The following is a 22,771-nucleotide window of genomic DNA, read 5'->3' on the forward strand; positions in this document are numbered from 1 at the left end:
AATCCACCAACTTCGAAAAACATCTTGCGAAGAGGGATGGATGCCCGGGTCAAGCCCGGGCATGACGAGTCTTGAGTTTGGCGATCAGGCCGCGTCGACTAGCACCAGTTCGGAATCTTCCAGCGCGGTAATCGTCAGCTTCGCCTCGTCGCGGATCGCGGCGCCGTCGCGGGCGTTGACGCGCACACCGTTGACTTCGATGCTGCCGGCCGCCGGCACAAGATAAAGGTGACGCGCCTTGTGCGGTGCGTATTCCGCGCGCTCACCCGCCCTCAGTGTGGTGGCGAGCACCCGCGCATCGGCGCGGATCGGCAGCGCGTCCTTGTCGCCGGCGATGCCGCTGGCGATGGTGACGAGCTTGCCGGAGCGATCCGGCTTCGGAAACGGTTTCGCGCCCCAGGTCGGCTGGCCGCCCTTCGTCGTCGGCTCGATCCAGATCTGGAAGATCTTCGTCTTCGAAGGCTCCAGATTGTACTCGGAATGACGAATGCCGCTGCCCGCGCTCATCACCTGCACGTCGCCGGCCTCGGTCCGGCCCTTGTTGCCGAGCGAGTCCTGGTGCGTGATCGCGCCTTCGCGGACATAGGTGATGATTTCCATGTTGGCGTGGGGATGTGCGGGAAAGCCGGTGTTCGGCGCGATCTCGTCATCGTTCCACACCCGTAAGGAGCCGTGGCCCATATTGTCCGGGTCGTAATGGCTGCCGAACGAGAAGTGGTGTTTTGCTTTCAGCCAGCCGTGATCGGCGCTGGCGAGTTTTGCAAATGGTCTGAGTTCGATCATGGGAGTGGTCCTCATCAGTTTCGAAGTTTGATGCCGCTTGGATATGCGCTGCATCGTGATATAGAAATAGAAACTATTGAAACTCATTGTTTCCAAAAGTGAACCGTGGGGCGGTCCGAATGTCGAAACTCCCGGATTTCGAGGCGCTCGCGATTTTCGCGAAAGTCGTGGAATTGCGGTCGTTTGCGTCAGCCGCGACTGAACTGGCGCTGTCCAAGGCCACGGTGTCCAAGGCGGTCAGCCGGCTGGAGCAGCGGCTCGGCGCACGGCTGTTCAACCGCACCTCGCGGCGGCTGGCATTGACCGATGCCGGGCAGAAGCTCGCGGAGCGCGCCACGCGTCTGCTCGCCGATGGTGAGGACGCCGAGAACGAAGCGCTGTCGCAATCGAAGGCGCCGCGCGGGCTGGTGCGGCTCGCGGTCCCCATGACGTTCGGGGTGAAAGCTGTCGCGCCGATATTGCCGGAGTTTCTCGCGACTTACCCGGAAGTCTCGATCGATCTTCATCTGAGCGATGCGACAGTGGACCTGATCGGCGAGGGGTTCGATGCCGGTTTGCGCATCGCGCGGCTCCCGGACTCTTCGCTGATCGCGCGGCGGCTCTGCGCGATGCCGCGCTACACGGTGGCGGCGCCGGCCTATTTGAAGCGCCATGGCAGACCGACGCATCCGATGCATCTAGCCCAGCACAAATGCTTCGGCTACGTCTATCTCTCGACACCGGGCGTCTGGCACTACACCAACGCCGCCGGCGAGCAGGCCAGCGTGCGACCCGCGGGCCAGCTCCGCGTCAACAACGGTGAGGCGCTGCTGCCGAGCGTCATTGCCGGGCTCGGCATCGCCGACCTGCCGGATTTCATCGTCGGCGACGCGATCGCATCGGGCGAGGTCGAGGTGATCCTGAAAGGCTGGCATCAGCCCGAAGGCGCGGTGCATCTGGTCACCCCGCCCGGCGGCCCGCGCCCCGCCCGCGTCGAAGTGCTGGCGGAGTTCTTGGCGAAGCATTTCGCGAAAGCGAAGAAGCGGAAGTGAATTTCGTAGGGTGGGCAGAGCGAAGCGTGCCCACCATTCATGCGCAACGAGTGAAGTTGCTCGATACAAGCCCTTTTGCCCGAGGGATGGTGGGCACGCTGCGCTTTGCCCACCCTACGATTGAGGCTAGGCTGTCTCCAACAACCAAAACAAATGCCGGGGAGAAGCTACCAATGAACCGCCGCGAACTTCTCAAAACCGCCGCCGCGCTGCCGCTGGCGCAGACCACGCTCTCGCACATCGCCTTCGCGCAAAGCCCATACCCCTCGCGCAACATCACCATGATCGTCCCATTCCCGCCGGGCGGCCAGGCCGATCTCGCCGCGCGCCCTGTGGCGCAGGCGTTGGAGCGGATCCTCGGCAAGCCCGTGATCGTCGACAACCGCGCCGGCGGCGGCGGCGGATCGGTCGGCAATGCGGCGGCGGCGCGCGCCGAGCCCGACGGCCACACGCTGTTGATGACGCTGTCCTCGCTCGCCGTGTTGCCGGAAGCCGACCGCTTGTTCGATCGCCCGGTGGCGTATGAGGTCTCGCAGTTCGCGCCGATCGCGCGCGTGCTGGCCGATCCGACCCTGCTGGCGGTGCCGGCGTCGGCGCCGTGGAAGACGCTGCAGGATTTCGTCGATGACGCCAAAAAGCGTCCCGGGCAAATTCCCTACGGCTCGTCCGGTCCCTACGGCACGCTGCATGTGGCGATGGAGATGTTTGCGGCCAGCGCCGGCATCAAATTGCTGCACGTACCGTTCCGCGGCGCCGGCCCTGCGCTGACTGCACTCTTGAGCGGCACCGTGCAGGCGGTGGCGTCGGCTCCGGGCACGCTGAAGCAGCAGGTCGATCACGGCAAGATGCGCGTCCTCGCCAATTGGGGCGCCGAGCGCATCAAGAGTTTCCCTGATCTGCCGACCTTCAAGGAGCTCGGCTACAAGGATGTCGAGTTCTACATCTGGGCGGGATTGTTCGCGCAAGCAGCCTTGCCGGCGCCGATCATGACGCGGCTGCGTGAAGCAATGGCGGAAGCGGTAAAGGCGCCCGAGGTGGTCAAGACGTATGAGACCGCCGGCAGCCCGGTCGCTTATCTGGACGCGCCGGAATTTGCAAAGTTCGTTGCGGAAGACAGCGCGCGGCTGGTCGCGGCGGTGAAGAAGATCGGCAAAGTGGAGTAGGGAACCCGCTTCACAACTTTTTGTTCGCACTAACGTCGCGTGGCCGCATTCATTCGACAGGCTTGATGCCCATCGCCGCGCGGAGTTCCCGCGTCAACTCGAAATCGAACAGAAAGGACGTGATCCATGCCCACGCAGCGGATAGTCCTCAGCCTTGCCGTTGCGATCGTCGGCATTGGCGCCAGCCCCGTATTTTCGCAGGAATATCGCGGAACCTGGGAACAGCAGATGGCCTGCACACCCGACGTCTGGCGGCTCTGTGGCGACCAGATCCCGGATGCCAGCCGGATCGTGGCCTGCTTGCGGCAGAACACGCCGCAGCTCTCTCCTAATTGCCGTGCGGTGTTCGAATCGCAGGCCGACGCGCAGCCAGCGCCGCGCGGGCTGCAACAAAACGCACCACGTGCCCGCGCTCCGCAGCAGGGGCAGCCGCAAGCGGTACGGCCGCGGCCGATGCAGCCTCGGCCCTATTATGAGGAAGACTATTAGGCCACAGCTTCGCGCTCGGGCCTGAGCTCGCAGACATCGACCCATTCAGCTCCGGTCAGCTCTGCCATGCGCGCCGGCGTGATCTTTACGGCGCTGTGGGTCGAGCCTGCGGCGGGCACCACGATGTCGAACGCCTTCAGCGAGACGTCGCAATAGATCGGCAGCGGCGTCTTCAATCCGAACGGGCAGACGCCGCCGACCTCGTGGCCGGTAATCTCGGCGACCTCTTCGAGGCCGAGCATCTTCGGCTTTCCTCCGAACAGCGCCTTCACCTTCCTGTTGTCCATCCGCGACGTTCCGGCCGCCACGATCAGCACCACGCGGTCGCCGACCCGCAAGGACAGCGTCTTGGCGATCCGCGCCGGCTCGACGCCATAGGCTTCGGCGGCCAGCGCGACGGTGGCAGAACTCATGCTGGATTCGATCACGGAGATATCGGGCGCCTTTTCTGCGAAGAAGGCGCGGACGGACTCAAGACTCATTTCAGGACCTTTGGGCAGACACCAGGGCGGGCAGTTCGGCGAGGCCGTGGATGCGATGATCGGGCGCGACGCCAAGCTCGTCCATCTGGGTACGCAACGCCCAAAACATCGTCAATGGCGGCAGCGTCTCGCTTTCGAGGCAGGCGAGCGCCATCGCTTCCGGCGTCACCCGCTCGATCCAGGCGACGTTGAGCCCGAATGCCTTGGCGCCGCAGGCGTCCCATGGATTGGCCGAGATGAACAGCACCTCGGCGGGCGGCACGTGCAGCGCCTCCTCGATCAGCGCGTAGACCTCGGGACTGGGCTTAAATGTTTTCTTCGCGTCGACGCTGATGACGGCATCGAGCACGCGGTCGAGCCCGCTGTTGTGCACCAGCGCGTCGAGCATATCAGGACTTCCGTTGGACAGGATCGCGAGCTTGCGATCCTTCATCGCCGAAAGTGCCGCAAGCGCATCCGGATAGAGATCGAGATGCAGATACTTGTCGATGATGCGTGCGAACGTGTCCTCGTCATACTGTAGTCCAAGGCTGGTGAGCGTGTAGGCCAGCGAGTCGCGCGTCACTTCGGAGAAATCCTGGTAGTGCCGCATCAGCGAGCGCAGCCAGGTATATTCGAGCTGCTTGATACGCCAGACCTGGGTGATGATCCCGCCATAGCCGGGAAACGCGTCCTCGGTGACATCAGCCACCGACTGGACGTCGTAAAGCGTGCCATAGGCATCGAACACAACGGCTTTGATGGTCATTTGACCTGCACTCCGTTGTCCATCTTCGTGTCGAGAAACTCAAGGAGCGCGGCGGCCGATTGATCTGCCGCCGATTGGTTGAATTCGAGATGATGTCCCTGAAGCTGAACGGGCGTCTTCAGGCCCGGCGCGTCGAAGGCGTGATGGGCGTCGGGATAGACAATGAGTTTGATCGGAACGCCCCGGTCCTTCTGCCGGGATATCCCCCAGCCGTCGCGGCCGGCCGCTAAATCGCGGCACTCGTTCGCCGAGTGCCAGTCATCCCGTTCGCCAATCAGGATCAGCGTGGGAACGGTCATATTCCCCTTCAATCTTTCGCAGCGTGGATAGAACGCGACCGCCGCACGGAACTTGTTTGACGAGGCTTCCTCGGCAACACCGCGCTCGACCGACGAGAGGACCGACAAGCCGCCCATTGCGAATCCGATTGCGGCAATGCGCGAAGGATCGACGGCGGGGTGCTGCGCCAGAAAGTCCAGGGCACGGTAAGCGTCGGAAGCGAAATTGGATAGCGTGCTTTCTCTACAGTTCGCCTTGTTGCCGCGCGGACCAAGGCTGTCCACCGACAGCGTCACATAACCCCAGACGCGATGCGCTTGCCCCATCGCTCGTCAATACGCCGCCAGTCTCCGTGGCAGCTATGCAGCAAGACCACCGCGGGCGAGGGGCCTGCGCCGCCCTTCGGGCGTCTCATGTAGCCCACCAGCGGATGCGAGCTTGCCAGTGGCGATTCCAGCTCGACGACGGTGCCCTCCGGCTGAGTTTGAGCCGAGGCGGATTCGATCGCATAACCGATCACGAATGCACCGGCGAGGGCAGCGACTTTGGCGAGGTTCGTCATGGACTACCTCCAGCGCAAAAAAAGCGCGCGGGTGGTATCCTTATATACCCAAAATCTTCCGCGCGTTGGCCTTCAAGATCTTCGGCCGGATTTCCTCGCGGATGTCGAGTTTTGCGAAATCCGCCAGCCAGCGGTCCGGCGTGATGACAGGCCAGTCCGAGCCGAACAGCATCTTGTCCTGCAGGATCGAGTTGATGTAGCGGACGAGGATCGGCGGAAAATATTTCGGCGACCAGCCGGAGAGGTCGATATAGACATTCGGCTTGTGGGTTGCGACCGACAGCGCCTCTTCCTGCCAGGGGAAGGAGGGATGCGCGAGGATGATCTTCAGGTCAGGAAAATCCGCCGCCACGTCGTCCATATACATCGGATTGGAATATTTCAGCCGCATCCCCATGCCGCCGGGCATGCCGCTTCCAACGCCGGTCTGCCCGGTGTGAAACAGCGCGATCGCGCCGCCGTCATTGATCGCTTCATAGAGCGGATAGGCCATGCGGTCGTTGGCGTAGAAGCCCTGCATGGTCGGGTGGAATTTGAAGCCGCGGACGCCGTATTCCTCCATCAGCTTCTTCGCCTCGCGCACGCCGAGCTTGCCCTTGTGCGGATCGATCGAGACGAAGGGGATCAGGACGTCGAGATTATCGGACGCCACTTCCAGCATCTCGTAATTGTTGTAGCGGCGAAAACCTGTCTCGCGCTCGGCGTCGACCGGGAAGATCACGGCCGCGATGTTCTTGGAGCGATAATAGGCCGCGGTTTCCGGCACGGTCGGCGGATGCTTGTGCGGCGACTTGAAGTATTCGGCCATGCGCTCCTGGAAGTTGTCATAGCCGTCGTCGCCATGAAGGCCGCAGGGCTCTTCGGCATGGGTGTGGATGTCGATCGCGACGACTTTTTCGATATCGGGCAGCTTGAGCTTGGGCATCTCTTGGGTTTCCCGCCGGCTTGATTTTTGGGTCTGGAAAATTGATTATACTATATAACAAATTCCGCAAGGCGGCAGAAATAAATGAGCGGAATCAGGGAGGATGGTATGGCGCAGGCAGAGGCCTTCGAGACCGATTTCTGGAAAGATGCGAACTTGCGGAAAACATGGGACGACATCGTCCCGGGCGAGCCGCGCAAGACCATCCCTTACACGCTGACCAGGCACGCGATCGAGCTGTATTGCAGATCGGTCGGCGAAACCAATCCGATCTATTTCGACGAGGCCTATGCCAAGACCACGCGCTATGGCGGGCTGATCGCGCCGCCCTCCATCCACATCCTCCTGATGTTTTCCTGCACGCCCGCGGATGACTGGATGCGCTCGCCGGGCACCGTCAATGCCGGGCAGTCCTGGAGCTACAACATTCCGGCGCGCCCGGCCGACGTCATCACGTTGCAGGCCCGCGCGCTCGACAAGTTCATCAAGCGCGAGCGGCTGTTCGTGGTGCACGACAACGTCTTTTTCAATCAGAAAGGCGACGTAATCTGTTCCGGCCGCGGCTGGACGATTCGGCCGATGTGAGAGGGAGCGATCAATGACTGCTACGTTCGATAATCTCTCCGCCGGCGACGTCATCGACGGCCCGAAATTCGCGGTCTCACGCGAATCCATCCGCCTGTTCTGCGATGCCTCGCTCGACTACAACCCGCTGCATCTCGACGACGACTACATGAAGGGCAATTTCGGCAAGACCAATTTTGGCGGCATCATCATGCACGGCATGAACAATTTCGGGCTGATCTCCCGAATGATCACCGATTGGGCCTGCCCCGCCGGTGCGGTCCACCGGCGGCTGGAGACGCGGTGGGTCAAGCCGGTCCGGCCCGGCGATACCATCCAGCCAACAGGAATCATCAAGGCCAAGCAATCGACTGAAAAATCGCGCTGGGTGTTGATCGATGTGGTGGTCAAGAACCAGGCGGGCGAAAGGGTCGCGACTGGCGAGGCCCTAGTCGAATTCCCGCGCGACCTGTTTTGCCAGTGATTCCGTAGAGTTCCACAGATGCGAGCTTGACGGCGACGCTCCACCAGGCCGAATGCCAAATAGTATAAGCCAGCGTTAGGTCCGGAACAGGACAGATGGAGCCGAAAACGGCGCGTTTGGATTGACATACGCTCCCGCGCTGCTTAGAAACCGCCCCATCCCGGGCGGTTGGCCGCTTTTCGGGATTGATCCCATTTTGCCACTTTCGGGTAGCTCAGGTTCGGGCCTCCAGCACGGCCTTTCAAAGCATCAGGATTGTCCCATGAAGGTCCGTAACTCCTTGAAATCGCTGCGCGGGCGTCACCGCAACAACCGTCTGGTCCGCCGCAAGGGCCGGGTTTACGTGATCAACAAGGTGCAGCGCCGCTTCAAGGCCCGCCAAGGTTAAGCCTGGGGCGAAGCGGTTTTCTTTCCTCGTTTCACATGTCTTTGACGACGTGCCGCTTTGCGGCGCGGTTTTACGCGTCTAGACTTGGCGCATGGCATTGAGATTCCCGGGCGCCCGTAACTGCCGGATTGCGGTCCTCGCCGCTGTCATGACGGCCGTGCCGGCGGCTGCTTTTGCCCAGGACGACCCCAGGGTCATTCCCCCGCCGAAAGCCCAGAAGAAATTGCCGGAAGCGCCGAGCAAGCTTCCCAAGGTCGGTGCCGATCGCACCCGCGGGCTGGATTTCCTGTTCGGCGCATTGAAAGCCGCCCCCGATGAAGCCAGCGCCAAGCATGTCGAGGCGCGGATCTGGGCGCTGTGGATGCAGACCCCGAGCGACACGGCTTCGCTGTTGATGCTGCGCGCCAAGGCCGCGATGGAAGCGCAGAAGGTCGACGTCGCGATGAAACTGCTCGATGCCGTCATCAAGCTGCGCCCCGATTATGTTGAGGCCTGGAACCGGCGTGCGACGCTGTATTACCTGAAGAACGACTACACCCGTTCGCTGGAGGACATCCGGCAGGTGCTGATCCGCGAGCCCCGGCATTTCGGCGCGCTGGCCGGGCTTGGCATGATCATGCAGGAAATCGGCGACGAAAAGCGCGCGCTTGAGGCATTCCGCAAGGCGCTGGCCGTCAATCCGCATCTCGAAAAGGTGCCGGACCTGGTCAAGACTCTCACCGAAAAGGTCGAAGGCCGCGATATCTGATCTTTCGCGGTTAACCTTGATTCCGACCGCTTACGTCAGGCGGGAACGTGGCGCTGCCAAAGCGCTATTATTCGCTGACTGCGTGACAGGAGCGAGCCATGAAATCATCGCTGCTGGCCGGCGCGATGATTATCGCGACCGAAACCTGCGCTTTCGCGCAAGGCGGCTATTGGGTCGTAGGCGACCACGCGACCGGCAAATGCGAGATCGTCACGAGCAATCCCGTCATTAACAGCCAGGTTGGTGGCAACATCTATTTCGGAACCGGGCCGTACAAATCAATCGACGATGCCAAGCTGGCCCGTTCGACCATTTCCCAGTGCCCGATCGTGCCGGAACCTCCTGCAGGAGCGCCGGACGAGAAGAAGCAATAGACGCGGGTCTAGTGTATGGCGTTGCTGCCGCGGGCCATGCCGTCGAGACCCACCGCCGCGTAGAACTGCGCCAGTTCGGCCTCAAGCTGCTCGTTTACCCGCAGCAGGGCCTTGAGTGCGCCGCGGATGTCGCCATTGCAACTCGCTACGATCTGATCGATGGCGGCTTCGCTTGCGTCGGAAATCATAGGGCAGTCCTCCGATGATACGCTTGATACGCTTGGAACAATTTGTAGTGAGCGCCCTTGTTCCTGTGGATGTTGGGTACAACGCATGCGCCCGGCTACCCCCTAATCAGGCACGTGCACACATGGCGAAAGTGTCAGCGCCACTGTACAAATTTGCCAGTGACAGCAGTATGACCCCGCTATCCACAGGTTCGAGGCCCTGTGGACAATCCCGAAACCCGCAACCGATCCGGGCCGTAGCTCGCCGGTGCAGAAAACAGGCCGGAAATTCTCGATGGCGGCAGTGATTGTAGCGGCAGCGCTGGCGGTGCTGGCGCTGGTCACGCAAATTGGCGTTTTTCTCGCACAGCGCGCCCATCCAGCCCGGGGCAGGATGGTCGAGGTGGCGGGTGGGGTACTCCACATCCTGGATATCGGCCCGCGCGATGCGGCCGGCCCGCCGATCGTGATGCTGCATGGCGCGAGTTCCAATCTGGAGGTGATGCGGCGGCCGGTCGGGGAACAGCTTGCCAGAAAGCACCGCGTGATCCTGATCGACCGTCCCGGCCATGGCTGGAGCACCCGCCTCCGGCTGGAGGATTCGACGCCCGAAATCCAGGGCCGGATGATCGGGGAGGCTTTGGCAAAGCTCGGCGTCGGCCAGGCGATCTTCGTGGTGCATTCCTGGGCGGGCGCCCTCGGCCTGCGCATGGCGCTGGATGAGCCGCAAACTGTGGCGGGTCTCGTGATGCTGGCGCCGGTCGCCTATCCCTGGCCGGGGGGCGTCGGCCGATACAACAAGATCATCGCGACGCCGGTGATCGGCCCGCTGCTCGCCTATACAATCACGCTGCCGCTCGGCCACTTGCTGGCCGAACGCGGCGCGCGCGTCGTCTTCCTCCCGCAGACCATGCCGGACGACTTTGTCAGGGACACTGCGACGCCGCTGCTGCTGCGGCCGCGCGAATTTATCGCCAACGCGCTTGACTTCGTGACGTTAAAGGCGGCGGTGGCCGAGCAAGCGCCGCGCTACGCCGAGATCACGGCGCCGATCACGATCATCACGGGCGATGAATCCGACAAAACGGTCTCGACCCGCATCCATTCGCGACCGCTCGCCGCCGCTGCGCCGAATGCGAGGCTGATCGTGCTGCCCGGCGTCGGCCACATGATTCAGCAAGCGGCGCCCGATCTCGCGATCGCAGAAGTGGAGGCGATGATGGGCGCGATGACGCTGAGGGCGGCAGCGGCGACCGATTGATGGGTCTGGGAGCCCGGGATCTATCGACCCGCGTTTTTCTCGCGATCAGGGACGGCGGTGACACCGCACGTGGCCTGACGGCTCCGGATGAGGTACCATCGGTGCGCGCGGGATTCCGCTGCTCGTCCCGCCGGGGATGAACCTGAGAGTTGCGATATCGGGCAGCCGACCTTCGAGGGAGAGCGTGATGTACGCCGCCATTCGTCAGGGCAAGGCCAAGCCCGGCAAGGCCGAAGAACTCACCCGCAGGATCAAGGAAGGCGCGATTCCCGTCATCAGCGGGGTCGACGGATTCATGGGCTATTACGTGGTCTATGCGCCCGACGACACGGTGATTGCGATCAGCCTGTTCAGCAATTTTGCGGCGGCCGAAGAATCCAACAAGCGCGCTCTGGCGTGGATCGAGCACGATCTCGCGCCGCTGCTGACCGGGCCGGCGACCGCGACGGCGGGGCCGGTGATCGTGCACACGCTGGCTTGATCGGGCGAGCGCTGGAGCCCTATCAATCAGCAGGGAAAGCGAAGAAGCGGAAGATCGGCTCGACGTTTGTCTTCACCCTCCCCTGGAGGGGGAGGGTCGGCTCACATTGAGCGCAGCGAAATGTTAGACGGGGTGGGGTGATCTCTCCACTCGGGCACTGTCGGACGTGGAGAGACCGTCACCCCACCCCGCCGCTACGCGGCGACCCACGAGCAAGCTTCGCTCGTCTCGGACCCCTCCAGGGGAGGGTGAGGACAACGCAGCTCTCACTTCTGCTTGCCGTCCTTGTCGAACGAGGAGACATAGGCCCAGAGATCGCCTGCCTCTTTCTCGTTCTTGATGCCGGCGAACACCATTTTGGTTCCGGGGATCTTCGCCTTCGGGTCCTTGATGTATTCGAGGAACACGTCCTTGCCCCAGGTAATGCCGGAATTCTTGTTGGCCTCCGAATAGGAATAGCCCTCGATGGTGCCGGACTTGCGGCCGTCGAGCCCGTTCAGCACCGGGCCGACCTTGTTCTTGGCGCCTTCGCCGATTGCATGGCAGGCCAGGCATTTGTTGAACGAGGTCTTGCCGGCGGCGGCATCCTGCGCCAGCGCGCCGGATGCTGCGGCCCATGAGGTAACGACAACCAGCGCGCTCAAAGTCGATGTTTTCATGTGGTGCTCTTCGTTTCTTCCCAGGGGACAGAGTCGGATTTTCTTGTGGCAGGCCCGCTTGGACGGGACAAGCCACGAAACTTTGACAGGTTTCATCATTGCAGACTTGTCCCAGAGAGAACTGATCGTTTGAACTGTGGCAATCCAACCTTCGGATGGCCTACCCAAACTTCGGTAGACGTGCTTGATTTGCCATCACAAATCGTTAATTCGCGGGGCCTGGAGGACACGCATGGCCATCATGATGCCGGCTTCCGATCAGGCGGTCCTGGATCGCCGCAGTGAAATCGTGGCGGCGCTGCGCGCGATCGTGCCGGGCGAGGGCGTGATCGACAGTGCTGCCGAAATGCTGCCCTACGAGTCCGACGGCCTGATGGCCTATCGGCAGCCGCCGATGGTCGTGGTGTTGCCCGACACCACCGAACAGGTCTCCAGGATCCTGAAATATTGCGGTGAGCAGGGCATCAAGGTGGTTCCGCGCGGCTCCGGCACATCGTTGTCAGGCGGCGCGCTGCCGCTGGCCGATGCCGTGCTGCTCGGGCTCGGCAAGTTCAAGCGCATTCGCGAGATCGATTTCGACAACCGCGTGGTGGTGACCGAGCCCGGCGTTACCAACCTCGCCATCAGCCAGGCGGTGGCGCATGCCGGCTTCTACTACGCGCCCGACCCGTCGTCGCAGATTGCCTGCTCGATCGGCGGCAATGTCGCGGAGAACTCCGGCGGTGTGCATTGCCTGAAATACGGCATGACCACCAACAACGTGCTCGGCTGCGAGATCGTGCTGATGTCGGGCGAGATTTTAAGGATCGGCGGCAAGACGGCGGAGAATTCGGGCTACGACCTGATGGGAATCATCACGGGTTCGGAGGGGCTGCTCGGCGTCATCACCGAAATCACGGTGCGCATCCTGCAGAAGCCGGAGACCGCACGCGCCCTGATGGTCGGCTTCGCCGAGGTCGAGGCCGCCGGCGAATGCGTCGCGCGGATCATCGGCGCCGGCATCATTCCGGGCGGCATGGAGATGATGGACAAGCCCGCGATCCACGCCGCCGAAGCCTTCGTCCATGCCGGCTATCCGCTCGACGTCGAGGCGCTCCTGATCATCGAACTCGATGGCCCGAGCGTCGAGGTCGACGAATTGATCAAGCGCGTCGAGGCGATCGCGCAAGGGTGCGGTTCGACGACCTGCCAGATTTCCACCTCGGAGGCCGAGCGCAATCTGTTCTGGGCCGGACGCAAGGCGGCATTCCCGGCAGTGGGGCGGATTTCGCCAGACTATCTCTGCATGGACGGCACGATTCCGCGCGGCGCGCTGCCGAAAGCGCTCGCCCGCATCCGCGACCTCTCGGCGAAATACGATCTGCGCGTCGCCAACGTGTTTCACGCCGGCGACGGCAATTTGCACCCCCTGATCCTCTACGACGCCAACCAGCCCGGCGAGATCGAACGGGCGGAAGCCTTCGGCGCCGACATCCTGCGCGCCTGCGTCGAGTTCGGCGGCGTGCTCACCGGCGAACATGGCGTCGGCATCGAGAAGCGGGACCTGATGCCGGAGATGTTTTCGGAAGTAGACCTGAACCAGCAGCAGCGGCTGAAATGCGCCTTCGACGCGCAGGGCCTGCTCAATCCCGGCAAGGTGTTTCCAACGCTGCACCGCTGCGCTGAACTCGGCCGCATGCATGTCCATGCCGGCAAGCTGGCGTTTCCGGACATTCCGAGATTTTAGTGATGAGCTTCTCCCAATTTCTCAATCGTCATACCCGCGAAGGCGGGGTATCCAGTACGCCGCCCCGCCGATATTTACCTCCGGCCGCTGCGATTACTGGATCGTCCGCCTTCGCGGACGATGACGGCGATGGACAGGCGTAACGCCGTGGATACTCTCAAGGTACGAGACGCCAAGGACGTCGAGCAGGCGGTGCGCGCGGCGATCGCGGGCGAGCAGCCGCTGGAGATCATCGGCCATGGCTCGAAGCGGCTGATCGGCCAGCCGATGGCGACCAATGCCGTGCTCGACGTGTCCGCGCTGAACGCGGTCACCGCCTACGAGCCGAACGAGCTGATCATCACCGTGCAGGCCGGTGCACCCCTTGCCGACGTGCAGTCGCTGATCGATTCCAAGAACCAGCAATTCGCCTTCGAGCCGATCGACACTTCGGCGCTGCTCGGCGTCTCCGGCAACGGCACCATCGGCGGCATGATCGGCGCGGGGCTGGCCGGTCCCCGCCGCATCAAGGCCGGCGGCGCGCGCGATCATCTGCTCGGCGCGCATGCGGTGTCCGGTTTCGGCGACAGCTTCAGGACCGGGGGCAGGGTGGTGAAGAACGTCACCGGCTATGATCTCTGCAAGCTGCTGACGGGGTCGTGGGGTACGCTTGCGGTCATGACGGAAGTCACGCTGAAGGTGATGCCGAAACCCGAAAGCGAGCGAACGCTGATGCTCGCAGGGCTGGACGACGCGACTGCGAACCGGGCGATGACCGCGGCACTTGGCTCGCCCTACGACGTCTCGGGCGCCGCGCACCTGCCGAATTCGGCGTTCCGGCCGGCGACGGGCGCGCTTGCCGGCCTTGGCGCGCAGGGGCGGGCGGTCACGCTGCTGCGGCTCGAAGGCATCGCCGCTTCGGTTGCCGATCGCGCCAATTCGCTGGGCAAGGCGCTGACGCCGTTTGGTTCGGTGGAAACGCTGGACGATGCGGCCTCGGCAACGGTCTGGAGCGCCATCCGCGACGTCGAACCCTTCGCCGCAGGCGGCGCGCTGGGCGCGTGGCCGGTGTGGCGGATCGTCTGTCCGCCGGCCTCGGGCGGTGCGCTTGGCCAGGCGCTGGCGCGTGATACCGGGGGCGATGTGATCTATGATTGGGGCGGCGGCCTGATCTGGGCAGCGCTGCCACCCAAGCCGGACGCGCAGGCAGCGCTGGCGCGTCAACGCGTCGAGACGGCTGGCGGCCACGCCTTGCTGATCCGGGCGTCCGAGCAAGTCAGGCAAAGTGTCGACGTCTTCCACCCGCAGCCCGCCGGCATCGCCGCGTTGAGCCAGCGTGTGCGCAACAGCTTCGATCCCAAGATCATCCTCAACCGCGGCCGGATGATGCTGATGTCAGCGACATGAAAACCGAATTCTCACTCACTCAACTGGCCGACCCCGATATCGCGGAAGCCGACAAGATCCTGCGCGCCTGCGTGCATTGCGGGTTCTGCACCGCGACCTGTCCGACCTATGTGCTGCTCGGCGACGAGCTCGATAGCCCGCGCGGGCGCATCTACCTGATCAAGGAAATGCTGGAAAAGGACAAGCCGCCGACCGCGGAGGTGGTCAAGCATATCGACCGCTGCCTGTCCTGCCTTGCCTGCATGACCACCTGTCCTTCGGGCGTGCACTACATGCACCTGGTCGATCAGGCGCGGGTCCGGATCGAGCGGGATTTTTCGCGGCCGCTGGCCGAGCGGGCCCTGCGCGCGATCCTGGCTTTCGTGTTGCCTCGGCCAGGCCTGTTTCGTGCCAGCATGATCATGGCGCGGATAGCCCGGCCGTTTGCAGGCCTGTTGCCGGCGCCGAAAGCGGCGGCGACACCCGGCCTGTTGCGGCGGATCAAGGCGATGCTGGCGCTCGCGCCGAACGGCCTTCCCCCGCCGGGCCCCTCGGGCGGCAGCGTCTTTGCGGCCGCGGGCGAGCGGCGCGGGCGGGTCGCGCTGCTGCAGGGCTGCGCCCAGCAGGTGCTGGCGCCGCGCATCAACCAGGCCGCCATCAACCTCCTGACACGCCACGGCATCGAGGTCGTCCTGGTCAAGGACGAGCAATGCTGCGGCGCGCTCACCCATCACCTCGGGCAGGATGGCGACGCGCTGGCGCGGGCGCGCGCCAACATCGCGCTGTGGAAAAAGGCGGCGGAACAAGGCGGCCTCGACGCCATCCTGATCACGGCATCGGGCTGCGGCACCGTCATCAAGGACTATGGTTTCATGCTGCGCGAAGACCGCGATTTCGCGGAAAGCGCCGCGCAAATATCCGCGCTGGCAAAGGATATCACCGAGTATCTCGCAGGCATCGCGCTTAACCCATCGAGCCAGAAAGGCGACATCACAGTGGCCTATCACTCGGCTTGTTCGCTGCAGCACGGACAGAAAATCACAGGCCTTCCGAAAGAATTGCTTTCCAAGAATGGATTCGTGGTGAAAGATGTGCCTGAGAGCCATTTGTGTTGCGGTTCGGCGGGGACCTACAACATTCTCCAGCCTGACATTGCGAGCAGATTGCGCGATCGGAAGATCGCCAATATTGCGACAGTCAAACCGGACATGATCGCTGCAGGCAATATTGGATGCATGGTTCAGATTGCCGGCGGTACGTCAGTTCCTGTGGTGCACACGATTGAGCTTCTCGATTGGGCGACAGGAGGTCCAAAGCCTGGATCATTCCCAGGATTGAATTGATCGATCGGCCTACGGGCATGATCCGGAAAGCCTGCCCCGCGCCGGGATAGCCGGATTGGGGACCGGTTTTTCCTCGGGACAGAGGCGAAAGCATTTGCCCGGAGATCGCGCCCGGACAAGGGATGGAGCGGGAGGGCACTTCGAAGAAGTGTCGCCCCGGTCTGGCCCACGGACTATTCGAAGCGCCCGACAGACACGGACAGCGGCAACAGGAGGACCAGATGGCGAAGAAGAGTAAGAAGGGCAAGAAGGCTAAAAAGGCCAAGAAGGCCGTAGCGGCGAAGAAGAAGTCCGCGAAGAAGGCCGCGAAGAAATCGGCAAAGAAGGCTGCGAAGAAGGGCGCAAAGAAGTCCGCCAAGAAATCCGCCAAGAAGGCTGCCAAGAAGTCAAAGGCGGCGGCGCCGAAGAAGGCCGTAAAGAAGAGCCCGGCGAAGAAGAGGAAGGCGGCTGCCAAGCCCGCCGCTCCCAAGGCCGAGCCGGCGATGGCCGCGCCCGAGCCGGAACCCGCGCCCGCACCAGCGTCGAGTTGGGCGACCCCGGAGCCGTCCAACCCGTCATGGGGATCGAGCTCCTCCAACGGTGGCGATCAGCACTAGGTCGCTGTCTCCCCCGAGACAACTTTTCGAAAGGCCGCAGCGTCCATCGCTGCGGCCTTTTTCGTGACGGTCTCCGAAGCGACCGAAGCCGTATTTTCACGGGGAGGTTGATTCGCAGAGGCGTCCTTTGGATGGTTCGCCGGTGTCGCCTTTCTCGGTTCTCGACGGTGGGCCCGGTGGCCTTGGAACCCTCAAAATTGTTGTGGGAATGCAACACACGTGGACAACATTTATCGAAATGGCTCGAACGCCTAAAAAGGCGGCACATGCTTGCCTTTTTTGCTTCACGATCGTGACGCCGCAGACCACTGTGTGACCGCGTTAAGACATTTGGCCGCAGTCGGTTATCGCTTGCCCTTGGGGGGCCGCCGGACCGGAACTGTCTAGAAGGGTGATGGGGATCGTCATGAAGAAACTGGCTTTGTTAGCAACGGCGCTGGCAATGGTATCGGCTCCGGCTCTCGCTGCGGATATGCGGTTGAAGGCCGTCAAGGCGCCGCCGCCGGTCGCGTTCGATCCCTGGGATATCGCCTTCGGCGCCGGGATCACCAACGACTACGTCTTCCGCGGCATCACCCAGTCCAACCACAAGCCGTCGGTCAACGCCTATTTCGAGCCGCGCTACAACGTCAACAAGGACGTTCAGCTCTATGTCGGCCTGGGTGCTGCGAGCATCTCCTTCCCCAACCGTGCCGCGGCTGAAGTCGACGCTTACGGCGGTGTCCGTGGCACATTTGGCGCTTTCGCCGTCGACGTCGGTGCCTGGGGCTACCTGTATCCGGGCGGCACCTGCCACTACGGCGCAGCCAACGCATTTCCTGGTGGGACTGATGCCGCCGGCGTTCCGCTCAGCGTCGAATGTCTGCAGAACGCGCTACTCAACGCCAACGTCATCAAGAAGGATCTCAGCTTCTTCGAGGTCTACGGCAAGGTGAACTACACCTTCAACGACAATTTCTCGCTGGGCGGCAATGTCTATTATACGCCGAGCTTCCTGAACACCGGCGCCGAAGGCACCTATGCGTCGATCGTCGGCAAGGCGATCGCGCCGAGCGCCTGGTTCGGCGCCAGCGGCATCGGCATGTATGTATCGGGTGAGTTCGGCCGTCAGTGGCTCGGTACCTCCGACTCCTTCTACGGCGTGGCCGCGTTCCCGAACGGCATCAACTATGCCGACTACAACACCTGGAACATCGGCATCGGCTTCACCTACAAGGTGTTCACGCTGGACTTCCGTTACTCCGACACCGACCTGTCTCAGGGTGATTGTAACGCCTTCACTAGCGACCATACCGCGGTGTTCAACGGCAGCTTCACGCCAATCAATCCGAGTGGCGTCGGCTCCAAGTGGTGCGGCGCCGCCGGTATCGTCAAGCTGTCGGCTGACCTGACCGCGATGACCAATCTGAAGTAAGATCTTCCTGTCGAATACGAGGGGGCGGCAGAGCGATCTGCCGCCCCTTTCTTTTGGGTGGAGCGGATGAAACGGAATTGGCGTCGCGCGGCGCAGAAGGCGATCTCCCGCAACGATCACCGCAGCATTGTCGCGGGCGCGGTAGCCGGCCTCGGCGGCGCGATCGCCATCGGCGTCATGGAATTTTTCTCCTTCGTCGCGCATTATCCGCTCGCGGTGATTCCGTTCGCCACCTCGATCGTGCTGGTGATCGGATCGCCTGATGTGGAGCCCGCGCAGCCGCGCGCTTTGATCGGCGGACATCTCGTGGCGACCATGGTCGGCCTGGCCGTATTGAAGTTGACGGGGCCGCATGCCTGGGCGGCGGCCGCTGCCGTCGGCCTGTCGATTTTGGTGATGTACGTGACCGGGACCTTTCACCCGCCGGCAGGTATCAATCCGCTGCTGGTGGTCTCGGGCAATTTGCCATGGACGTTCCTGCTCGCGCCGGTGCTGGCCGGCGCGCTGCTGCTCACCGCCTTCTCCTACGCCTGGCACCGCGGTGTGCGCCGCCAGCCATGGCCGCGGCGCTGGCTGTGAGAAAGAGCGTAGCCCGGATGGAGCGAAGCGAAATCCGGGAAAAGTCCCGCCTCGGGAAATAGCCCCGGATTGCGCTTCGCTGCATCCGGGCTACAGGCTACACGCCTACGACGCAGCGGCGCTCTTTCCCTTCTGCAGCGCGAATCGATCGCCGTCACGGGCGAGCACGATGTTGCGCTGGTGGAAGGCATCGAGCGTCGAGCGATGGCCGATCGAGACGATGGTGGTCGCCGGCAATTTCTTCTCGAGCAGTCGATATAGTGCTGCTTCCGAAGGTTCGTCGAGCGACGCCGTCGCCTCGTCCAGGAACAAATACTGCGGCGTGTGCAGCAGCGCGCGGGTCAGTCCGAGACGCTGCTGTTCGCCGAGCGAGAGCGTCCGGTTCCAGTGCCCATGTTCGCCGAGTTGCGATGCGAGCCTCGGCAATCCCACCTGCTCGAGCGCGTCGGCGATTTGAGCGTCGGTGAATGTCCCTTCCTTGGCGGGGTACTCGATTGCGCCTCGCAGCGATCCGGTCGGGAAATACGGTCGCTGCGGCAGCATCATCATTGTTGCTCCGGCCGGAATCGTGATGGAGCCGGTCCCGAATGGCCAGATGCCGGCAATGGCGCGGAACAGCGTCGATTTGCCGGAGCCGGAGGGACCCGTCATCAGCGTGCGCTCGCCCTTGCGTAAACTCAGTCCACTCGCGTTCACCAGCGGCGTTCCGTTCGGCAATCGCAGCACCAGCCCCTTGAGATCGATGGCGCCGTCGCCTGCCTCGGTGACGTGAATTCGGTCATCGCGGGTGGCGAGTTCGCGCGCTGCCACGATGCCCGCCTCGAACCCGTCGAGACGGTTAACCACCGCCTGCCACTCGGCCAGTTGGCGGTAGATGGTGATGAAGAACGAAAGCGCGCCCTGAACGTTCGAAAACGCCGACGCGGTTTGCATCATGCCGCCGAGTTGGATCTTCTCCGCGAAGTAGGCCGGTGCCACCAGCACATAGGGAAAGATCACTGAAGCCTGATTGTAGCTCGCCGTAAACGCCGTTATTTTCTTGGTCCGGTTCATGATGGCTAGCCAGTTTTCAACAACACGTCCGAAGCGAACCATAAGGCGCTCGCGCTCGGCCTGCTCGCCGTCCAGCAGCGCGATCTGTTCCGAGTTTTCCCGCACGCGCACCAGGTTGAAACGAAAATCCGCTTCGTATTGCTGCTGTCGGAAATCGATGCCGACCAGCGGCCAGCCGATCAGATGGGTCAGGATGGTGCCGAGTATCGAATAGATCAGCGCGCCCCAGACCAAGTAGCCGGGGATCGGATAATCCTGACCGAACATGTGCAGCGGCGCGGCATTCGAAAGGCCCCACAGGATCGTGACAAACGACGCGATCGTGACGATCGAGCTTAGCAAACCGACTCCGATGTTGAGCGTGCGATCGACGAACAGCTTGACGTCGTCGGTCATGCGTTGGTCGGGGTTGTCTGCGGCGTCGCCCTGAAGCTGCATCCGGTAGTGGTTGGCCTGATGCAGCCAGTCGCTGAGATATTGCGCGGTCATCCAGCGACGCCAACGGATCTGCAGCCATTGATTGAGATAGAGCTGGTAGACCGCCAGCACGATAAAAACGGTCGCTAGCACGCTGAAATAGATGATCTCGCTGACGAAGTTGTCCCAGTTTCGATCCTGCAGCGCGTTGTAGAAGCGGGCGTTCCACTGATTGAGCAGGACGTTGATGCCGACGATTGCAAGCTCAATGGCGATCACGGCGGCAAGCAGCCCGCGGCCGGCCCATTTGTCCTCGGAGCTGAAGTAGGGGGCGGCGATGCGCCATACCGTGGTGAGCTTCGGGCGGATGTTGTTCACAGATCACCGTCTCCGGAAAATGGGGCTTAAGGCCCTGACGACATTGAGGAATTAGGGTCTACTACGAAGGTTATGGAATTGCCTGCATGCGGCGACTTGTCGCAACCCTCAGCTAGACCCTACCATGGCTGCGACGGCGAGGGGCGGCGGCCATCGAACTTCGCGAGGTTGTGAGCGTTGGCGCGCATTAATGCAGCCCAACCTCGTCCTGCAAGGTTGTTCCCGCAAATCGCTCAACCCGCGCCCGGCCCTCCACGCTGCCGGGCAAGCCAATAACAAAATGTGGGAGAACCGCAATGTGGGACCAACACTATAATCCGCTTGGCAACACGGCATTGTCGACGATCGCCGCTGCCATGCCTGTTGTCACGCTGCTGGTGCTGATCGCCAGCGGCAAGGTCAAGGCGCATCTGGCGGCCATCATCGCGCTGATCGTTGCCAATGTGATCACCATCGGCATTTTCACGATGCCTGCGAACATGTCGATCCGCGCCTCGCTGCTCGGCGTCGTAGTCGGCTTTTTCCCGATCGGCTGGATCGTGCTCAACGTTATCTTTCTCTACCGCATCACGGTCGAGACCGGACGGTTCGAACTCCTGCAACGCGCGATCGGCGGCGTCACCACCGACCGCCGCCTGCAACTGCTTCTGATCGCGTTCGCCTTCGGCGCCTTCTTCGAAGGTGCGTCGGGCTTCGGCACACCGGTTGCGATCACCGGCGCGATCCTGATCGGGCTCGGCTTCTCGCCGCTTGCGGCTTCCGGCCTTTCGCTGATCGCCAACACCGCGCCCGTCGCCTACGGCGCGCTGGGCACCCCGATCCAGGGGCTGGCGTCCGTGACCGGCCTCGATCCCTATGTCCTCGGCGCCATGGTCGGCCGGCAATTGCCGTTCTTCTCGCTGATCGTGCCGTTCTGGTTGATCTGGGCCTTTGCCGGCTGGCGCGGCATGACGGCGATCTGGCCCGCGATTCTCGTCACCGGCGTCTCCTTCGCTGTCCCGCAATTCGTGATCTCGAACTTCATCAACCCGTGGATCGTCGATATCGGGGCGTCGCTAATCTCGATGGGCTGCCTGATCCTGTTCCTCAAGGTCTGGCAGCCCCGCGAACTTTGGCTGTCCCCGGCACTGCGCGGAAAAGATGAATCGGCGGCAACCATGGCGCCGGCCAAGCCGCTCAATACGGCCAAGCTCAGCCAGGTGCAGCTTTGGAGCGCGCTGCTGCCGTGGATCATCGTCTGCGTCGTAATGCTGATCTGGGGCAGCGGCTCGTTCAAGAATTGGGCGAACTCGATCTTCGTCTGGAAGTATCAGGTGCCTGAGCTGCACAACCTGATCAACAAGGTGCCACCGGTGGCCGCAAAACCGACGCCCGAGGCCGCGCTGTTCGAGTTCACCTATTTGTCCTTTACCGGGACCGGCATGCTGATCGCCGCTATCATTTCCGGCCTGTTGATGGGCTTCTCGCCCGCGAAGATGATCGCCGAATATGGCCACACCGTCAGGCTGTGCGCGATCTCGCTGGTCACAATCTCGGCGATGCTTGCCATCGGCACGCTCACGCGGCTCTCCGGCGTGGACGCCACGCTCGGCCTCGCCTTCGCCGCGACCGGCGTACTGTATCCCTTCTTCGGCACGCTGCTCGGCTGGCTCGGCGTGGCGCTGACGGGATCGGACACCGCTTCCAACGTGCTGTTCGGCAATCTGCAAAGGATCACCTCCGAACAGCTGGGCCTGTCGCCGGTGCTGATGGCCGCCGCCAACTCCTCCGGCGGCGTTATGGGCAAGATGATCGACGCCCAGTCGATCGTCGTCGCCTCGACCGCGACCAACTGGTACGGCCACGAAGGCTCGATCCTGCGTTACGTCTTCCTGCATTCGATCGTGCTGGCCTGCCTCGTCGGCGTGCTTGTAACGCTGCAGGCCTACGTCTACCCGTTCACGATGATGGTGCTCAAATAGCGTCCGTCGAGGCAGCACGATTCGTCAGGGACGCACCGACAGAAGGGTTCCCTCCCCCGCAAGGGGGGAGGGAGCCTTACCAGTGTGCTCACCTCACAGTGCGCCACGTGAAAGATCGGTGGATGGTGCCCGCGCGAGACCTCACAGCTTTCTGCTGTCATAGGCCCAGTGCAGCAGCGCCTGCCGTCCTCGCTTCTGGCAATCCGGATCGATGAATACACGCCCTAGGTGGTGTGGACACTTATCGCATCCATAAGATGATTGCTGCGAGAGTGACGACGGCACGGTAATTTCGGGCGGTCTTTTCGAAGCGGGTTGCGACGCGGCGAAATTGCTTGAGCTTGGAGAAGC

The 22,771-nt window shown here is 62.7% G+C and carries 26 protein-coding genes and 1 pseudogene; 17 read left to right on the forward strand and 10 right to left on the reverse strand.

Translation table 11 applies throughout. The features are described 5' to 3' along the window. Positions 1-84: 84 nt before the first annotated feature. A complete protein-coding gene (locus GWE18_RS36575; protein WP_275190505.1) occupies positions 85-783 on the reverse strand; it encodes a pirin family protein in 699 nt (232 codons plus the stop codon). 119 nt (positions 784-902) lie between these two features. Here GWE18_RS36575 and GWE18_RS36580 point away from each other — a divergent pair, with 119 nt between their 5' ends. The 3 genes from GWE18_RS36580 to GWE18_RS36590 all read left to right on the forward strand — a co-directional run bounded on the left by GWE18_RS36580 (position 903) and on the right by GWE18_RS36590 (position 3,466). Continuing rightward, positions 903-1,814, forward strand: coding sequence for a LysR family transcriptional regulator (locus GWE18_RS36580; protein ID WP_275190506.1), 912 nt, complete (start codon positions 903-905; stop codon positions 1,812-1,814). Between the two features lie 173 nt (positions 1,815-1,987). Further along, positions 1,988-2,977: a tripartite tricarboxylate transporter substrate binding protein gene (locus tag GWE18_RS36585; RefSeq protein WP_275190507.1), complete on the forward strand. Its 990-nt coding sequence runs from the start codon at positions 1,988-1,990 to the stop codon at positions 2,975-2,977. A 126-nt stretch (positions 2,978-3,103) separates the two neighbouring features. After that, the gene (locus GWE18_RS36590) at positions 3,104-3,466 is read left to right on the forward strand and encodes a hypothetical protein (protein WP_275190508.1); all 363 of its coding nucleotides are present in this window, start codon (positions 3,104-3,106) and stop codon (positions 3,464-3,466) included. Here GWE18_RS36590 and GWE18_RS36595 read toward each other — a convergent pair. The 5 genes from GWE18_RS36595 to GWE18_RS36615 are packed head-to-tail and all read right to left on the reverse strand — an operon-like array spanning position 3,463 to position 6,462. Then, positions 3,463-3,948, reverse strand: coding sequence for a YbaK/EbsC family protein (locus tag GWE18_RS36595; protein ID WP_275190509.1), 486 nt, complete (start codon positions 3,946-3,948; stop codon positions 3,463-3,465). The genes GWE18_RS36590 and GWE18_RS36595 overlap by 4 nt on opposite strands. A gap of 1 nt (position 3,949) precedes the next feature. Then, complete coding sequence (locus GWE18_RS36600) at positions 3,950-4,696, reverse strand: haloacid dehalogenase type II (protein ID WP_275190510.1); 747 nt, start codon at positions 4,694-4,696, stop codon at positions 3,950-3,952. Further along, the gene (locus GWE18_RS36605; protein ID WP_275190511.1) at positions 4,693-5,301 is read right to left on the reverse strand and encodes a dienelactone hydrolase family protein; all 609 of its coding nucleotides are present in this window, start codon (positions 5,299-5,301) and stop codon (positions 4,693-4,695) included. The genes GWE18_RS36600 and GWE18_RS36605 overlap by 4 nt, the downstream gene beginning before the upstream one ends. Then, on the reverse strand, positions 5,268-5,537 hold the full coding sequence (locus tag GWE18_RS36610; protein ID WP_275190512.1) for a hypothetical protein: 270 nt from the start codon (positions 5,535-5,537) through the stop codon (positions 5,268-5,270). Before GWE18_RS36610 ends, GWE18_RS36605 begins: the two co-directional genes overlap by 34 nt. Before the next feature lie 40 nt (positions 5,538-5,577). After that, a complete protein-coding gene (locus GWE18_RS36615; RefSeq protein ID WP_275190513.1) occupies positions 5,578-6,462 on the reverse strand; it encodes an amidohydrolase family protein in 885 nt (294 codons plus the stop codon). Positions 6,463-6,570: 108 nt separating this feature from the next. Between GWE18_RS36615 and GWE18_RS36620 the strand changes: the two genes are divergently transcribed. The 5 genes from GWE18_RS36620 (at position 6,571) to GWE18_RS36640 (ending at position 9,020) form a co-directional block, all read left to right on the forward strand. Then, complete coding sequence (locus tag GWE18_RS36620; protein ID WP_342804326.1) at positions 6,571-7,047, forward strand: MaoC family dehydratase N-terminal domain-containing protein; 477 nt, start codon at positions 6,571-6,573, stop codon at positions 7,045-7,047. A gap of 13 nt (positions 7,048-7,060) precedes the next feature. Next, on the forward strand, positions 7,061-7,510 hold the full coding sequence (locus GWE18_RS36625) for a MaoC family dehydratase (protein ID WP_275190515.1): 450 nt from the start codon (positions 7,061-7,063) through the stop codon (positions 7,508-7,510). 262 nt (positions 7,511-7,772) lie between these two features. Continuing rightward, positions 7,773-7,898 (forward strand): type B 50S ribosomal protein L36, encoded by a 126-nt coding sequence (gene ykgO / locus GWE18_RS36630; RefSeq protein WP_002718645.1) that lies wholly within the window; start codon positions 7,773-7,775, stop codon positions 7,896-7,898. A gap of 91 nt (positions 7,899-7,989) precedes the next feature. Further along, the gene (locus tag GWE18_RS36635) at positions 7,990-8,646 is read left to right on the forward strand and encodes a tetratricopeptide repeat protein (RefSeq protein WP_275190516.1); all 657 of its coding nucleotides are present in this window, start codon (positions 7,990-7,992) and stop codon (positions 8,644-8,646) included. A gap of 98 nt (positions 8,647-8,744) precedes the next feature. Beyond that, on the forward strand, positions 8,745-9,020 hold the full coding sequence (locus tag GWE18_RS36640) for a hypothetical protein (RefSeq protein ID WP_275190517.1): 276 nt from the start codon (positions 8,745-8,747) through the stop codon (positions 9,018-9,020). Positions 9,021-9,028: 8 nt separating this feature from the next. Here GWE18_RS36640 and GWE18_RS36645 read toward each other — a convergent pair whose 3' ends face one another. Continuing rightward, positions 9,029-9,208, reverse strand: coding sequence for a hypothetical protein (locus GWE18_RS36645; protein WP_108519921.1), 180 nt, complete (start codon positions 9,206-9,208; stop codon positions 9,029-9,031). A gap of 274 nt (positions 9,209-9,482) precedes the next feature. On the opposite strand from GWE18_RS36645, the gene GWE18_RS36650 reads away from it, so the two are divergent. Both GWE18_RS36650 and GWE18_RS36655 read left to right on the forward strand, forming a co-directional pair. Next, entirely contained in the window at positions 9,483-10,448 is a 966-nt protein-coding gene (locus GWE18_RS36650) for an alpha/beta hydrolase (RefSeq protein WP_275190518.1), read from the forward strand. Between the two features lie 187 nt (positions 10,449-10,635). Next, the gene (locus GWE18_RS36655) at positions 10,636-10,929 is read left to right on the forward strand and encodes an antibiotic biosynthesis monooxygenase (RefSeq protein WP_275190519.1); all 294 of its coding nucleotides are present in this window, start codon (positions 10,636-10,638) and stop codon (positions 10,927-10,929) included. Between the two features lie 266 nt (positions 10,930-11,195). Here the strand turns inward: GWE18_RS36655 and cycA are convergent, their stop codons facing one another. After that, positions 11,196-11,588: a cytochrome c-550 CycA gene (gene cycA, locus GWE18_RS36660; RefSeq protein ID WP_275190520.1), complete on the reverse strand. Its 393-nt coding sequence runs from the start codon at positions 11,586-11,588 to the stop codon at positions 11,196-11,198. 232 nt (positions 11,589-11,820) lie between these two features. Here cycA and GWE18_RS36665 point away from each other — a divergent pair, with 232 nt between their 5' ends. The 6 genes from GWE18_RS36665 to GWE18_RS36690 all read left to right on the forward strand — a co-directional run bounded on the left by GWE18_RS36665 (position 11,821) and on the right by GWE18_RS36690 (position 18,611). Continuing rightward, positions 11,821-13,314, forward strand: coding sequence for an FAD-linked oxidase C-terminal domain-containing protein (locus GWE18_RS36665; RefSeq protein WP_275190521.1), 1,494 nt, complete (start codon positions 11,821-11,823; stop codon positions 13,312-13,314). A gap of 147 nt (positions 13,315-13,461) precedes the next feature. Beyond that, the gene (locus GWE18_RS36670) at positions 13,462-14,700 is read left to right on the forward strand and encodes an FAD-binding protein (protein ID WP_275190522.1); all 1,239 of its coding nucleotides are present in this window, start codon (positions 13,462-13,464) and stop codon (positions 14,698-14,700) included. Beyond that, positions 14,697-16,022: a glycolate oxidase subunit GlcF gene (gene glcF, locus GWE18_RS36675; RefSeq protein WP_275190523.1), complete on the forward strand. Its 1,326-nt coding sequence runs from the start codon at positions 14,697-14,699 to the stop codon at positions 16,020-16,022. Before GWE18_RS36670 ends, glcF begins: the two co-directional genes overlap by 4 nt. A gap of 221 nt (positions 16,023-16,243) precedes the next feature. Further along, positions 16,244-16,618, forward strand: coding sequence for a hypothetical protein (locus GWE18_RS36680; protein WP_275190524.1), 375 nt, complete (start codon positions 16,244-16,246; stop codon positions 16,616-16,618). Positions 16,619-17,024: 406 nt separating this feature from the next. Further along, positions 17,025-18,032 carry a TorF family putative porin gene (locus GWE18_RS36685; RefSeq protein ID WP_275190525.1) on the forward strand — a complete coding sequence of 336 codons (1,008 nt, stop codon included), beginning with the start codon at positions 17,025-17,027 and terminating at the stop codon, positions 18,030-18,032. Between the two features lie 66 nt (positions 18,033-18,098). Then, complete coding sequence (locus tag GWE18_RS36690; RefSeq protein ID WP_275190526.1) at positions 18,099-18,611, forward strand: HPP family protein; 513 nt, start codon at positions 18,099-18,101, stop codon at positions 18,609-18,611. 105 nt (positions 18,612-18,716) lie between these two features. On the opposite strand, the gene GWE18_RS36695 is transcribed toward GWE18_RS36690, so the two are convergent. Further along, on the reverse strand, positions 18,717-20,459 hold the full coding sequence (locus GWE18_RS36695; protein WP_275190527.1) for an ABC transporter ATP-binding protein/permease: 1,743 nt from the start codon (positions 20,457-20,459) through the stop codon (positions 18,717-18,719). A gap of 296 nt (positions 20,460-20,755) precedes the next feature. Here GWE18_RS36695 and GWE18_RS36700 point away from each other — a divergent pair, with 296 nt between their 5' ends. Then, positions 20,756-22,420, forward strand: a complete 1,665-nt coding sequence (locus GWE18_RS36700) for an L-lactate permease (RefSeq protein WP_275190528.1) — start codon at positions 20,756-20,758, stop codon at positions 22,418-22,420. A 241-nt stretch (positions 22,421-22,661) separates the two neighbouring features. Here the strand turns inward: GWE18_RS36700 and GWE18_RS36705 are convergent. Continuing rightward, positions 22,662-22,771: pseudogene (locus GWE18_RS36705) on the reverse strand (IS5/IS1182 family transposase); the annotation flags it as partial.

The sequence above is a fragment of the Bradyrhizobium sp. CSA112 genome (assembly GCF_029051645.1).
GTDB lineage: Bacteria > Pseudomonadota > Alphaproteobacteria > Rhizobiales > Xanthobacteraceae > Bradyrhizobium.

Bases quoted from the DNA above. Each gene is read 5' to 3' on its own strand.
- GWE18_RS36645 (WP_108519921.1), bottom strand. From the start codon at position 9,208: ATGATTTCCGACGCAAGCGAAGCCGCCATCGATCAGATCGTAGCGAGT.
- GWE18_RS36600 (WP_275190510.1), bottom strand. From the start codon at position 4,696: ATGACCATCAAAGCCGTTGTGTTCGATGCCTATGGCACGCTTTACGAC.
- GWE18_RS36640 (WP_275190517.1), top strand. From the start codon at position 8,745: ATGAAATCATCGCTGCTGGCCGGCGCGATGATTATCGCGACCGAAACC.
- GWE18_RS36580 (WP_275190506.1), top strand. From the start codon at position 903: ATGTCGAAACTCCCGGATTTCGAGGCGCTCGCGATTTTCGCGAAAGTC.
- GWE18_RS36605 (WP_275190511.1), bottom strand. From the start codon at position 5,301: ATGGGGCAAGCGCATCGCGTCTGGGGTTATGTGACGCTGTCGGTGGAC.
- GWE18_RS36590 (WP_275190508.1), top strand. From the start codon at position 3,104: ATGCCCACGCAGCGGATAGTCCTCAGCCTTGCCGTTGCGATCGTCGGC.
- GWE18_RS36700 (WP_275190528.1), top strand. From the start codon at position 20,756: ATGTGGGACCAACACTATAATCCGCTTGGCAACACGGCATTGTCGACG.
- cycA (WP_275190520.1), bottom strand. From the start codon at position 11,588: ATGAAAACATCGACTTTGAGCGCGCTGGTTGTCGTTACCTCATGGGCC.
- GWE18_RS36680 (WP_275190524.1), top strand. From the start codon at position 16,244: ATGGCGAAGAAGAGTAAGAAGGGCAAGAAGGCTAAAAAGGCCAAGAAG.
- GWE18_RS36620 (WP_342804326.1), top strand. From the start codon at position 6,571: ATGGCGCAGGCAGAGGCCTTCGAGACCGATTTCTGGAAAGATGCGAAC.
- GWE18_RS36615 (WP_275190513.1), bottom strand. From the start codon at position 6,462: ATGCCCAAGCTCAAGCTGCCCGATATCGAAAAAGTCGTCGCGATCGAC.
- GWE18_RS36665 (WP_275190521.1), top strand. From the start codon at position 11,821: ATGGCCATCATGATGCCGGCTTCCGATCAGGCGGTCCTGGATCGCCGC.
- GWE18_RS36595 (WP_275190509.1), bottom strand. From the start codon at position 3,948: ATGAGTCTTGAGTCCGTCCGCGCCTTCTTCGCAGAAAAGGCGCCCGAT.
- glcF (WP_275190523.1), top strand. From the start codon at position 14,697: ATGAAAACCGAATTCTCACTCACTCAACTGGCCGACCCCGATATCGCG.
- GWE18_RS36575 (WP_275190505.1), bottom strand. From the start codon at position 783: ATGATCGAACTCAGACCATTTGCAAAACTCGCCAGCGCCGATCACGGC.
- GWE18_RS36585 (WP_275190507.1), top strand. From the start codon at position 1,988: ATGAACCGCCGCGAACTTCTCAAAACCGCCGCCGCGCTGCCGCTGGCG.
- GWE18_RS36650 (WP_275190518.1), top strand. From the start codon at position 9,483: ATGGCGGCAGTGATTGTAGCGGCAGCGCTGGCGGTGCTGGCGCTGGTC.
- GWE18_RS36685 (WP_275190525.1), top strand. From the start codon at position 17,025: ATGAAGAAACTGGCTTTGTTAGCAACGGCGCTGGCAATGGTATCGGCT.
- GWE18_RS36655 (WP_275190519.1), top strand. From the start codon at position 10,636: ATGTACGCCGCCATTCGTCAGGGCAAGGCCAAGCCCGGCAAGGCCGAA.
- ykgO (WP_002718645.1), top strand. From the start codon at position 7,773: ATGAAGGTCCGTAACTCCTTGAAATCGCTGCGCGGGCGTCACCGCAAC.
- GWE18_RS36635 (WP_275190516.1), top strand. From the start codon at position 7,990: ATGGCATTGAGATTCCCGGGCGCCCGTAACTGCCGGATTGCGGTCCTC.
- GWE18_RS36610 (WP_275190512.1), bottom strand. From the start codon at position 5,537: ATGACGAACCTCGCCAAAGTCGCTGCCCTCGCCGGTGCATTCGTGATC.
- GWE18_RS36625 (WP_275190515.1), top strand. From the start codon at position 7,061: ATGACTGCTACGTTCGATAATCTCTCCGCCGGCGACGTCATCGACGGC.
- GWE18_RS36690 (WP_275190526.1), top strand. From the start codon at position 18,099: ATGAAACGGAATTGGCGTCGCGCGGCGCAGAAGGCGATCTCCCGCAAC.